General features: G+C 60.6%; 10 protein-coding genes. 9 read left to right on the top strand and 1 reads right to left on the bottom strand.

Translation table 11 applies throughout. The features are described 5' to 3' along the window. Positions 1 to 32 precede the first annotated feature (32 nt). From barA to galE, 7 genes are all read left to right on the top strand, one after another. The gene (gene barA / locus WBR25_RS03630) at positions 33 to 2,750 is read left to right on the top strand and encodes a two-component sensor histidine kinase BarA (RefSeq protein WP_479749422.1); all 2,718 of its coding nucleotides are present in this window, start codon (positions 33 to 35) and stop codon (positions 2,748 to 2,750) included. Positions 2,751 to 2,839: 89 nt separating this feature from the next. Further along, the gene (locus WBR25_RS03625; RefSeq protein WP_005335594.1) at positions 2,840 to 3,319 is read left to right on the top strand and encodes a YehS family protein; all 480 of its coding nucleotides are present in this window, start codon (positions 2,840 to 2,842) and stop codon (positions 3,317 to 3,319) included. A gap of 18 nt (positions 3,320 to 3,337) precedes the next feature. Further along, complete coding sequence (locus WBR25_RS03620) at positions 3,338 to 4,225, top strand: N-acetylmuramoyl-L-alanine amidase (RefSeq protein WP_479749421.1); 888 nt, start codon at positions 3,338 to 3,340, stop codon at positions 4,223 to 4,225. 155 nt (positions 4,226 to 4,380) lie between these two features. Then, positions 4,381 to 4,848, top strand: coding sequence for a Dps family protein (locus WBR25_RS03615; RefSeq protein WP_005362843.1), 468 nt, complete (start codon positions 4,381 to 4,383; stop codon positions 4,846 to 4,848). A gap of 289 nt (positions 4,849 to 5,137) precedes the next feature. Continuing rightward, positions 5,138 to 6,787: a hydroxylamine reductase gene (gene hcp / locus WBR25_RS03610; RefSeq protein ID WP_479749870.1), complete on the top strand. Its 1,650-nt coding sequence runs from the start codon at positions 5,138 to 5,140 to the stop codon at positions 6,785 to 6,787. Positions 6,788 to 6,898: 111 nt separating this feature from the next. Next, positions 6,899 to 7,888, top strand: coding sequence for an FAD-binding oxidoreductase (locus WBR25_RS03605; protein WP_479749420.1), 990 nt, complete (start codon positions 6,899 to 6,901; stop codon positions 7,886 to 7,888). A gap of 94 nt (positions 7,889 to 7,982) precedes the next feature. Next, on the top strand, positions 7,983 to 8,996 hold the full coding sequence (gene galE, locus WBR25_RS03600; RefSeq protein ID WP_005335608.1) for a UDP-glucose 4-epimerase GalE: 1,014 nt from the start codon (positions 7,983 to 7,985) through the stop codon (positions 8,994 to 8,996). 69 nt (positions 8,997 to 9,065) lie between these two features. Here galE and WBR25_RS03595 read toward each other — a convergent pair whose 3' ends face one another. Continuing rightward, on the bottom strand, positions 9,066 to 9,767 hold the full coding sequence (locus WBR25_RS03595; protein WP_201973532.1) for a phosphatase PAP2 family protein: 702 nt from the start codon (positions 9,765 to 9,767) through the stop codon (positions 9,066 to 9,068). Between the two features lie 258 nt (positions 9,768 to 10,025). Between WBR25_RS03595 and mpl the strand changes: the two genes are divergently transcribed. Together mpl and WBR25_RS03585 are read left to right on the top strand one after the other, a co-directional pair. Continuing rightward, positions 10,026 to 11,396 (top strand): UDP-N-acetylmuramate:L-alanyl-gamma-D-glutamyl-meso-diaminopimelate ligase, encoded by a 1,371-nt coding sequence (mpl, locus tag WBR25_RS03590; RefSeq protein ID WP_201973534.1) that lies wholly within the window; start codon positions 10,026 to 10,028, stop codon positions 11,394 to 11,396. Then, entirely contained in the window at positions 11,393 to 12,004 is a 612-nt protein-coding gene (locus tag WBR25_RS03585; RefSeq protein ID WP_201973536.1) for a flavin prenyltransferase UbiX, read from the top strand. Before mpl ends, WBR25_RS03585 begins: the two co-directional genes overlap by 4 nt. Positions 12,005 to 12,032: the final 28 nt, after the last annotated feature.

Genomic DNA, 12,032 nt, shown 5'->3' with positions numbered 1-12,032 from the left:
TCGCCAACCCTGTTCACTGGTGGCCTGTTCGTATGACCAAATATGGCCTGAGAGCACGCGTTCTCGCCTTCACCATCCTGCCGACCCTGATCATCGGTGGCCTGATGGCCGGTTACTTCACCTTCCACCGCTACCAGCAGCTGGAAAACAACCTCATTGATCAGGGGATCAACATCATCGAACCGCTGGCGATCGCCAGTGAATACGGGATGACCCAGCACAGTCGCGAATCCCTCAAGCGGCTGATTGGCCTGACCCATCGCAAGAACTCCCCCTTCATCAAATCCATCGCAGTCTTCACCCAGGACAACCAGCTGTTCGTCACCTCGAACTACCACCGGGATTTCACCCGGCTCAGGCTGCCCGATGGCGAGCCCATTCCGGATCTGACCAGCGTGACGTTTCAGGGGGACGACATCATTTTGCGCACCCCGATCCAGGCTGAAACCAGTCTGGATGGCTTCCCGCTGCCCAGCGATGTGGAGCCGCCGATGATCGGCTACATCTCGATGCAGATGGCGACCGATAGGGCCATGCTGCTGCAGTACCGCGACACCTTCTTTGCGGTGATCATGGTGCTCATCGGGGTCGCCTTCAGTACCCTGTTTGGCTTCCGGCTGGTCAAGAGCGTGACCCAGCCCATCACCAACATGGTGCAGGCGGTGCACAAGATCAGGGAGGGGCGGCTCGATACCCGGGTCAGCGGCCAGCTCACCGGCGAGCTGGATATGCTGAAAAACGGCATCAACGCCATGGCCAAGGCGCTCTCCGAATATCACGAAGAGATGCAGCAGAATATCGATCAGGCAACCTCTGACCTGCGCGAAACCCTGGAGCAGATCGAGATCCAGAACGTCGAACTCGACATGGCCAAGAAACGGGCGCAGGAGGCGGCGAGGGTCAAGTCGGAGTTTCTGGCCAACATGTCCCACGAATTGCGTACCCCGCTCAACGGGGTCATCGGTTTTACGCGCCAGTTGCTGAAAACCAGCCTGACCCCGAGCCAGACCGACTACATGCAGACCATCGAGAAATCGGCGCGCAACCTGCTTGGCATCATCAACGACATCCTCGACTTCTCGAAGCTGGAAGCGGGCAAGCTGCAGCTGGAGCATATCCCCTTCAGCCTGCGCGACACCCTCAACGAGACCATGCACCTGCTCGGCCCCAGCGCCCACGACAAGCAGCTGGAGCTCTCCCTGCGGGTAGATGCCGATGTGCCGGACTACCTCACCGGCGACCCCATGCGTCTGCAACAGGTGCTGACCAACCTCACCGGCAACGCCATCAAGTTCACCGAACAGGGCAACGTGGATGTCCATATCGAGCAGACCGGCAGTGGCAACCACAAGGTGAGGCTCAACGTCCAGATCCGTGATACCGGCATCGGCATCTCCCAAGAGCAGCAACATCAGCTGTTCCAGGCCTTCAATCAGGCCGACTCCTCTATCTCCCGTCGTTATGGCGGCACGGGCCTGGGCCTCGTCATTACCCAGAAGCTGGTGCAGCAGATGGGCGGCCAGATCCGCTTCGAATCGGAGCTAGGCAAGGGCTCCATCTTCTCCTTCAGTCTGGATGTGGAGGTTTCCCCCCTGCCCCAGACCGATCAACTGCCGCTGGATCGGATCCGTGGCAAACGGCTCTGGCTGCTGGAGCTGGATCCCTTCGCGCAAGCCTCTCTGCTCGCCCTGCTGGCGGAGTGGCACCTCGACGTACACCCACTGACCAGCGATGATCCCTGGCCCGAGATGAGCGAGCAGGAGATGGTGATCATCGGCAGCAGCACCCTGCATACGCCGCAGCAGGTGCTCGGCCGTCTCGACAAACTGAACGGCCAGCAGCAGAACACCATAGTGCTGCTCAGCAGCCACGAGCCGGCGCTCTATGAAGCTATGCTGGCCCATGGCGCCCAGCACTGTCTCTCCAAACCGGTCAACCACCGCAAGCTGCTGCACGCCCTGCTATCGCCGGAATCGAGCCGCCAGAAGCTGCCTGCTCAGCCTGCGCCGCGCCAGTTGCAGCCAATCAAGGTGCTGGCGGTGGATGACAACGCCGCCAACCTCAAGCTGATCGCCGCCATGCTCAAGGAGATGGTGAGTCAGGTGGTGGTGTGCAAAAACGGCAAGGAGGCGGTCAAGCAGGCACAAAGCCAGCCGTTCGACATCATCTTCATGGATATCCAGATGCCGATCATGGATGGCATCAGCGCTACCCAGGCGATCCGCAACCAGTCCCTCAACACCACCACCCCGATCGTGGCGGTGACCGCCCACGCCATTCCCGGCGAACGGGAGCGGCTGATCCGGCAGGGGATGGACGACTATCTGGCCAAGCCCATCGACGAGAGCATGCTGGCCCAGCTCATCACCGACTTTGCCCATCGCCGTCACCAGAATAATGGTGCCCAACAGATCGACTGGGCACTGGCGGTACGGCAGGCGGCGGGGAAAGAGCATCTCGCCAGAGAGATGCTGACCATGCTGCTGGCCAGTTTCGAGGAGGTGGAACCTGTGCTGGATAGCGCGCTGGCGGGCGAAATTGAAGATAGCGAGGTGCTGGCCCAGCTCCATCGCCTCAACGGTGGCTGTGCCTATTCCGGGGTGCCGGGGCTGCAACGGCTGCTCTCCCAGCTTGAACAACAGCTGCGTGACGGCGTGCCGGTCAGCGAGCTGGAACCCGAGCTGCTGGAGCTGCAAGATGCGCTGGAACTGGTGCGCCAGGAGGCGCCCCGTTATCTCGGCAAAGCTTGATGAGCTTGACCTGAACTGTATCGGCCCCCGCTTTTTCTGACGCGAGGGCCGCCAGATGGTAAAGTTGCGCCGTTTACACAGGAGTCAGCATGACCAACAACGATATTCTGCGCCGTCTGCGCTACGCCCTCACCATCAGCAACGACCAGATGGTCGAGATGTTTGCCAAGGGCAACCTGACGGTCACTCACGCCCAGCTGCACAGCTGGTTGATGAAAGAGGCGGCGGAAGGTGAAGAGCAAGAGGCAGGCTATGTTGCCTGTCCCGACTCGGCCCTGAGCCAGTTCCTCGACGGTTTCATCATCGCCCGCCGTGGCGTGCGGGAAGATGCCCCGGCCCAGGTGATCCCGAACCGGATCAACAACAACATGATCCTGCGCAAGCTGCGCATCGGTCTCAACTTCAAGGAAGAGGATATGCTCGGCACCCTCAAGCTCGCCGACTTCAACCTCTCCAAGTCCGAGCTCAGTGCCCTGTTCCGCTCCAAGGATCACAAGCACTATCAGGATTGCGGGGATCAGATCCTGCGCAACTTCCTGATCGGTCTCACGGCCAAATACCGCGGCTGACCAGACAGGGCCTTCGACATGTGCCAGCGACTCACTCCTCCCACGCTCAGCAGACTGGCTGTGGCAGGGGGATGGCGCTGGCTCTGTCTTCTTCCCCTCTTCTTTCTGCAACTGGTTCTGCTGCTGGGTGGTTGTACTCCGTCCGAATACCAGCTCTCAACCCGCTATCAGAGCGCCAACCAGAACGAGCGGATCGCCTTTCTGATCCTCCACTACACCGACGAAGATGATGCCAATTCCCTGCGCCTGCTGACCGAGCCGGAGCACAAGGTGAGCGCCCACTACCTGATCCCCCGCGACAGCCACGAGACCCCGCTACCGGTCTATCAGCTGGTGCCGGACAGCGCGCGCGCCTGGCATGCGGGACGCAGCCGCTGGCACCAATATGCCGGGCTCAATGCCAGCTCCCTTGGCATCGAGATCGTCAACCTCGGCTATCCAGCAGAAGATGAGCCGCTGGCCCCCGATGCCCGCCGCTGGCAACCCTATACCCCGCAGCAGATAGCTGCCGTCGGCGCCCTCAGCCGGGAGCTGGTCGCCCGCTACCAGATTCCACCGACCCAGGTGCTGGGCCACAGCGATGTCGCCCCCGAGCGCAAGCAGGATCCCGGCCCTCACTTCCCCTGGCGCCAGCTCTATCTGACGTACGGAGTCGGTGCCTGGCCCGATGAAGATCGGGTGGCCGAGCTACTGGCCAGCCCTTTGCCCGACTGGGATGCAGCCATGTGGCAGCAGCAGTTGGCCCGCTATGGCTATGGCCTACCCCGGAGCGGCCAGTGGGATGAGCAGAGCCGCGCCGTCATGGGCGCCTTTCAGCTCCACTTTCGCGCCAGCAAGGTCGATAGCAAACCGGACCACGAGTGTCAGGCCATCCTGATGGCACTACTCGAAAAATACTTCCCCTAATCCTCATCCATTGCCCCCGTTGCTGCGTACTGTTTGATAGCCGTTAGCTATCAAACAGTTAGGCACAAGCAATTGTCCCTGCATTTTGCAAGGCGTTATTCTGACTGCGTTCCGAAAGAGAATTTAAAACCGATTTCCAAATCTGGAGGTGAATGATGAAAAGCCCGATTGGTCTTGATACTGCTCAATCACAAGCCCTGGCAGCCGAGTTGAACAAATTGCTGGCCAGCTACCAGATCCTCTACATGAACGTGCGCGGCTTCCACTGGAATATCCGTGGCAACCAGTTCTTCGAACTGCACCTGAAATTTGAAGAGATTTACAACGACCTGCTGCTGAAAGTCGATGCGCTGGCCGAGCGGATCCTGACCCTGGATGGCGTGCCGATGCACAGCTTCAGCGACTATCTGAAAGTCTCTGCCATCCCCGAGCAAAAAGGGCTGCACGATGGCCGCGCCTGTGTCGAATCCCTGCTGGATAGCTTCCGTGAACTGCTGGTCGCCCAGCGCCGCATTCTGGGTCAGGCCGCCGAAGCCGGTGATGAGGGCACAGCCTCCATCCTCTCCGACTATGTGCAGCAGCAGGAAAAACTGGTCTGGATGCTGCGCGCTTATCTGGCCTGATAGTGAACCAAGCCAGCTACAGCGTACGTATGTGGGCTTGAGTAAGTACCGGGCAGGAAGCACCTGACCAGACCACGGCCCAATCCGTCTGATTGTTATGTTCTGTTGCAAACCTGAGTTGTCTCTCCTTTTATCCACCCGCTTGCCGCCCTGTTTGGGCGGCTTTTTTTGTTTTTGATCTGCATCAAGGGAATCTTAATTGGCAAATTGAATGCCTATTAAGTTTTTCGCGAGAGGAATAGAATCGCTGCAAAACAGACAACTGAAATGTCCAATTGGGAGAGACATGATGTTTTGTGTGCAATGTGAACAGACAATTCGTACCCCGGCAGGCAACGGCTGTGCCTACGCACAAGGTATGTGCGGCAAGACGGCGGAAACCTCGGATCTGCAGGATGTGCTGATCTACACCCTGCAGGGGCTCAGCGCCTGGGCGCTGGCCGCCCGCGAGCAGGGCATCATGGATCGCGAGGTCGATGCTTTCGTGCCCAAGGCCTTCTTCGCCACCCTCACCAACGTCAACTTCGACTCGAATCGCATCGTGGCCTACGTCAATCAGGCCCTCGCCTATCGCCAGCAGTTAGCCGATCGTCTGACCGCCATGGCGGTGCAGGTCAACGACTTGCCACACTCCGCTTACTTCGAACCCGGTGCCGAACTGCTGGAACAACTTGCCCATGCCGCACCAGCCGCCCCCAATCGGGGCAAGAGCGAGGTGAACGAGGACATCATGGGGCTGCGTCTGCTCTGCCTTTACGGCCTCAAGGGAGCCGCCGCCTATATGGAGCACGCCCGGGTGCTGGATCAGCAGAGTGACGAGGTGGCCGCCGAATTCCACCGCATCATGAGCTGGCTCAGCACAGACCCGAGCGAAATGGGTCGGCTGTTCAGCTGTGCCATGGAGATCGGTCAGCTCAACTTCAAAATCATGGAGATGCTGGATCTCGGTGAAACCAGCGCCTTCGGTCACCCGGAACCCACCCAGGTGCGCGTCACCCCAATTCCCGGCAAGTGCATTCTGGTCTCCGGCCACGACATGATGGATCTCAAGCTCATTCTGGAGCAGACCAAGGGGACCGGCATTCATGTCTACACCCACGGCGAGATGCTGCCCGCGCTGGCCTACCCCTTCTTCAAGCAGTACCCCCATCTGGTGGGTAACTACGGCTCCGCCTGGCAGAACCAGCAGAAGGAGTTTGCCAACTTCCCGGGCGCAGTGGTAATGACCTCCAACTGCATCATCGACCCGAATGTGGGCAACTACTCGGATCGCATCTTCACCCGCTCCATCGTCGGCTGGCCGGGCGTCACCCATCTGGAGGGGGATGATTTCTCCGCCGTGATCGCCAGGGCCCAAGCGCTGGAAGGCTTCAAACACACAGAGCTCGAGCACTTCATCACCATCGGCTTTGCCCGCAACGCCCTGATGCAGGCTGCGCCCGCAGTGATTGAGAAGGTCAAAGCCGGGGAGATCAGCCACTTCTTCCTGGTGGGTGGCTGTGACGGCGACAAGGCCGAGCGCACCTACTTCACCGAGTTTGCCAAGGCGGCGCCGCGCGACAGCCTGCTGCTCACCCTGGGCTGCGGCAAGTACAAGTTCAACAAGCTCGACTTTGGCGATATCGGCGGCATTCCGCGTCTGCTGGACGTGGGTCAGTGCAACGATGCCTACTCCGCCATCCAGCTGGCGCTGGCACTCTCCGAGGCGTTCGAGTGTGGGGTCAACGATCTGCCGCTGACGCTGGTGCTCTCCTGGTTCGAGCAAAAAGCCATCGTCATTCTGCTCACCCTGCTCTCCCTCGGGGTGAAGGATATTCGTACCGGCCCGACCGCCCCCGCCTTCCTCACCCCGGCCCTGCTCAAGGTGCTGGAAGAGCAGTTCGGTCTGAAAGGGACCACCACGGCCGAGGCTGACTTGGCCGAGCTCCTGGCGGCCTGATCGGCATCTCATGTTGTAAGCGTTTGGCGAGCCGCCCGGCTCGCCTTTTTTCTGGACCCGGCTTTTTCACCAGACGTTTTTCGAACCGTTTCAAACCTAAGGAGCCTTGTGATGACCTCTCTCACGCTCACCTGCATTGGCCGCCAACAGAACACCCACGACGTAGTGAGCTGGCAGCTGGTGCCGTTTTCCGGCAGCCTCCCTCCCGTGCTGGCAGGCCAGTGCATCACCCTGCACACCGAGATCGACGGCCAGCCGGAGTGCCGCGCCTATACCCTCTCCTCCAGCCCGCAGGATTCATGCTGGCAGGTCACCATCAAGGATGTGGGACGGGTATCTCGCCATCTGCACCAGACCCTGCAAGTGGGCGACGAGATCCGGGTGGATGGTCCCTTTGGCGACTTCAACCTGACCGCCTTGCCCTGCGAACGACCACTGCTCTTGAGCGCCGGTTCCGGCATCACCCCCATGTGGGCCATGCTGCGAGACGAGCTCGCCAAACGGCCGGATGCCGATATCCGCTTTATCCATAGCGCCCGCTCGCCAGCAGATGTGATCTTCGCAGATGACTTGGCTGCATTGGCCGAAGCTCATCCCGGTGTACGCCATGCCCTGATACTGGAAGAGGCGCCAACGGCTCATCCCTGGGTGGGCCGACTCACCCCCGCCATGCTGGCCGAGCTGGCCCCGGATCTGCGCGAACGCCATGTCTATCTCTGCGGCCCGGCACCCTATATGGCGGCGGTCAGCACCATGCTGGCAGAGCTGGGATTGCCACCGGAGCAACTGCATCAGGAGTCCTTTGGTCTTCCCCCCGCAAAGCCCGCCACGACCACCAGCGATCACTTCTGGCTAACCCTGAAAAAGAGCGGAAAAAAGGTGAAAATCCTGCCGGGTCAGACCCTGCTGGCGGCGCTGGAAGCTGCAGGCGAAACCATGATGGCGGCTTGTCGCTCCGGGGTATGTGGCAGCTGTCGTTGCACCACCACAGGTGACATCGAGCGCCAGAGCGTGATGACCTTGAGTGCGCAGGATCTGGAGAGCGGCGTTGCTCTGGCCTGCTCCTGCACCGCGAAAGGGGATATCAGTCTCGATTATTGAGATACACAAAGGGCTTCATTGGCATCTCAACCTTTTCCCGAGCGGGCAGGACGGGTAGACTCTGCCCCAGTTTCACCAGAACACGGGATAAAAAATGACAATACTGGTCACAGGGGGCGCTGGCTATATCGGCTCCCACACCCTGGTTGAGCTGCTGGGCGCGGGGCAGCAGGTCGTGGTACTCGACAACCTCTCCAACTCCTCACCGGAGTCACTCAAGCGGGTCGAGCAGATCACCGGCAAACCGGTCACCTTCGTCGAAGGGGATGTGCTGGACAGAGCCTGCCTGCAGCAGCTGTTCGCCAACCACCAGATCGAATCGGTCATCCACTTCGCCGGCCTCAAGGCGGTCGGGGAGTCGAGCCAGATCCCGCTCACCTACTACCAGAACAACATCAGCGGCACTCTGGTGCTGTGCGAAGAGATGGCCAAAGCTGGCGTTTTCCGGCTGGTATTCAGCTCCTCGGCCACCGTCTATGGCGATCCCGCCTCGGTACCGCTGCGGGAAGATTTCCCCACCAGCGCCACCAACCCCTATGGTCGCTCCAAGCTGATGGTGGAGGAGATCCTGCGCGATCTCGCCAAATCCGATCCCCGCTGGGCTATCGTACTGCTGCGTTACTTCAACCCGGTCGGCGCCCACGAGAGCGGCCTGATTGGTGAAGATCCCAACGGCATCCCCAACAACCTGCTGCCCTATATCAGCCAGGTGGGTGTCGGCAAGCTCAAGGAGCTGGGGGTATTTGGCAACGACTACCCGACCCCGGATGGCACCGGCGTGCGCGACTACATCCATGTGGTGGATCTCGCCATCGGTCACCTGAAAGCACTGGCACGCATCAAGAGCGACACCGGCGTCTTCACCTACAACCTGGGCACAGGTCAAGGCTACTCGGTACTGGAGATGGTCAAGGCGTTTGAAGCGGCCAGCGGCCGCCCCATTCCCTACCAGATCAAACCCCGTCGCCCAGGCGACATCGCCGAGTGCTGGGCAGAGCCGACGCTGGCCCGTGCCGAGCTGGGCTGGCAGGCAGAGCGCGGTCTGGAGCAGATGATGGTCGATACCTGGCGCTGGCAAAGCAACAACCCGAACGGCTATCAAGGCTGATCTCTCGCGGGTGGATAACAGAACGCCCCGACATTTTAATGTCGGGGCGTTTTATTTTGCGACGTTCAATCAGTGGGTCTGACTGCGCAACAGTGGCAATCTGGCCAATCGGGGGGCGATGCGCTCTATCAGCCGATCAGCCAGCGGGGTCAGCAGCAACCAGGGCAGACAGAGGGTCGCCAGTCCCAGCGCGCCGACATAGACATCAGTAAACCAATGGGCGCCAGCCAGAATGCGCGGTGCGGAAAAGATCGGCACCATCAGCAATGCGGTGACTCCCGCCCAGCGCGGCAGATAACGCAAGGCGTAGCCGGCGAAGATCATCAGAAACAGGGCGTGATCCCCGGGGAAGCTATCACCGGAAGAGTCCTTGGTCGGAATACCGCTGATCTGGGTCACCCGCAGCGCATCAGCCACCATCAGGGTCGGGCTGGGTCGCTCCACCGGCAATCGGTGACCAAGCTGGTTGATCACCAGTGCACTTAGCAGCATCACTATGCCCATCGCCACCAGCTGGCGACGACCCGCCAGATCCCGTGCAAAGAAGCAGCGGACCAGAATCAGCCCCATACAGGCCAACACCGCCAGATCGAACAGCCGGTTATTGGTGATGGCCACCAGATCGGCCCACAGAGCCGATTGGCCGAGCCAGCCGTTGACGGTATGAAAAATCGCGAGGTCCCACTGATCCCAGGGACCGTGAGCGGGCAGCGCAGCCCAACTGATGGCCACCAGACCACCGACCAGATAGCAAAGCAGGAACTTGCCCATGGGGACTCTCCTTTAGAAAAGGGCGATATCGTAAAACTGTAGCGTGCGTCACAAAACCGAAGAATTGTAAGAAAGTGCGACACAATATCAAGCCTCAAATAAAGCCCACCAGCCCATTCCAATCTCGCATATCCCAACAGCGCCAAGATTTCTGCCTCCGGTGCTGCATCTGTGGGCCTCTCACCATGAGTGCGGCTTGTGCCACCACCGCAACACCCCCTAGAATGCGCACTTCCCTTTACTGCGAAAGGAAGCGGTATGCATATTCACATTCTCGGGATCTGCGGCACCTTTATGGGTGGTCTGGCGGTGTTGGCAAAACAGCTTGGTTACCGGGTGACCGGTTCGGATGCCAACGTCTATCCCCCCATGAGTACCCAGCTCGAGCAACAGGGCATTGAACTGACCGAAGGCTATGACCCCTCCCAACTCGATCCGGCGCCGGATCTGGTGGTGATCGGCAACGCTATGAGCCGCGGCAACCCCTGTGTTGAATATGTGCTGGACCGCAATCTGCCCTACATCTCCGGCCCCCAGTGGCTGCTGGAGCACGTGCTGCAGGATCGCTGGGTGCTGGCCGTTGCCGGCACCCACGGCAAGACCACCACCGCCAGCATGCTGGCCTGGGTGCTGGAGTACGCCAAACTGGAACCCGGTTTCCTTATTGGCGGCGTGCCGGGCAACTTCCCGGTCTCCGCCCGTCTCGGCTCTGCCCCCTTCTTCGTCATCGAAGCGGACGAGTATGACTGCGCCTTCTTCGACAAACGCTCCAAGTTCGTCCACTACCACCCGCGCACCCTGGTGATGAACAACCTGGAGTTCGACCACGCGGACATCTTCCCGGATCTCGCCGCGATCCAGCGCCAGTTCCACCACCTGATGCGCACCGTGCCGAGCAACGGCCGGGTGCTGTTCCCGCAAGCCGATGACAACCTCACCGCCGTGCGCAAGATGGGCTGCTGGAGCGAAGTGGAGCAGGTGGGTCAGAACGACGCCAAGTGGAAGGCGGTCAAGCTGGCCGATGACGGCTCCGCCTTCGAGGTGTGGCTGGATGGCGAGAAACAGGGCGAAGTGCACTGGGAGTGCATCGGCGAACACAACGTCAACAACGGCCTGATGGCCATTGCCGCCGCCCGTCATGCTGGCGTGATGGTGGAGCACGGCATCGCGGCGCTCTGCCAGTTCAAGTCCCCCAAGCGGCGGATGGAGCTCAAGGGCGAGGTGGCGGGCATCAGCGTCTATGACGACTTCGCCCACCACCCCACCGCCATCGAGACCACCCTCGGCGGCCTGCGCGCCAAGGTGGGTAAGGCCCGTATTCTGGCGGTACTGGAGCCACGCTCCAACACCATGAAGCTGGGGGTGCACAAGGAGGAGCTGGCAGGTTGCTTCGATGGCGCCGACGAGGTGTTCTTCTTCCAACCCCCCAACATCGGCTGGGATCTCGGCGAGGTGACGGCCCATATGACCCGACCCGCCAAGGTATTCAACGATCTGGAGACCTTGATCAACCGGTTGGTGGCCGAGAGCCGCGATGGCGACCATATTCTGATCATGAGCAACGGCGGCTTCGGCGGCATTCATGACAAGCTGATCACCCGCCTCAAGGATTACCACGGCGAACTATGAACAAAGCGATCACCCTGGCGCTGACCGGCGCCTCCGGCGCACCCTACGCCCTGCGCCTGCTCCAGTGTCTGGTGCAGGCGGACTGTCGGGTCTATCTACTCGCCTCATCGGCAGCTCGTGTGGTACTCAAGACCGAGCAGCAGCAGGATTGGCCCGGCTCGCCGAAAGAGCTCTCTGCTTATCTCTGTCGCCAATATGGCGCCAAGGAGGGACAGATTGTCGCCTGCGGCAAGGAGGAGTGGTTCTCGCCGGTGGCCTCCGGCTCGGCCGCCCCCAAACAGATGGTGGTCTGCCCCTGCTCCATGGGCACCATCTCGGCCATTGCCAACGGCACCTCGGACAACCTGCTGGAGCGGGCGGCGGATGTGGTGATCAAGGAGCGCGGCCAGCTGATCCTGGTGCCCCGCGAAACCCCCTTCTCGGCGATCCATCTGGAGAACATGCTGAAACTGGCACGGCTCGGGGTGACCATCATGCCCGCGGCCCCCGGTTTCTATCATGAGCCGAAAAGCATCGCCGATCTGGTGGACTTTATGGTCGCCCGCATCCTCGATCATCTGGGTGTCGAGCATGAGCTGACCCACCGCTGGGGCTATGGCCACCATTGAGGTGACCGCCACATTCGGCCATAAAAAA

Source organism: Aeromonas sp. MTB, assembly GCF_056632455.1.
This window is presented reverse-complemented; position numbering and strand designations above follow the sequence as displayed.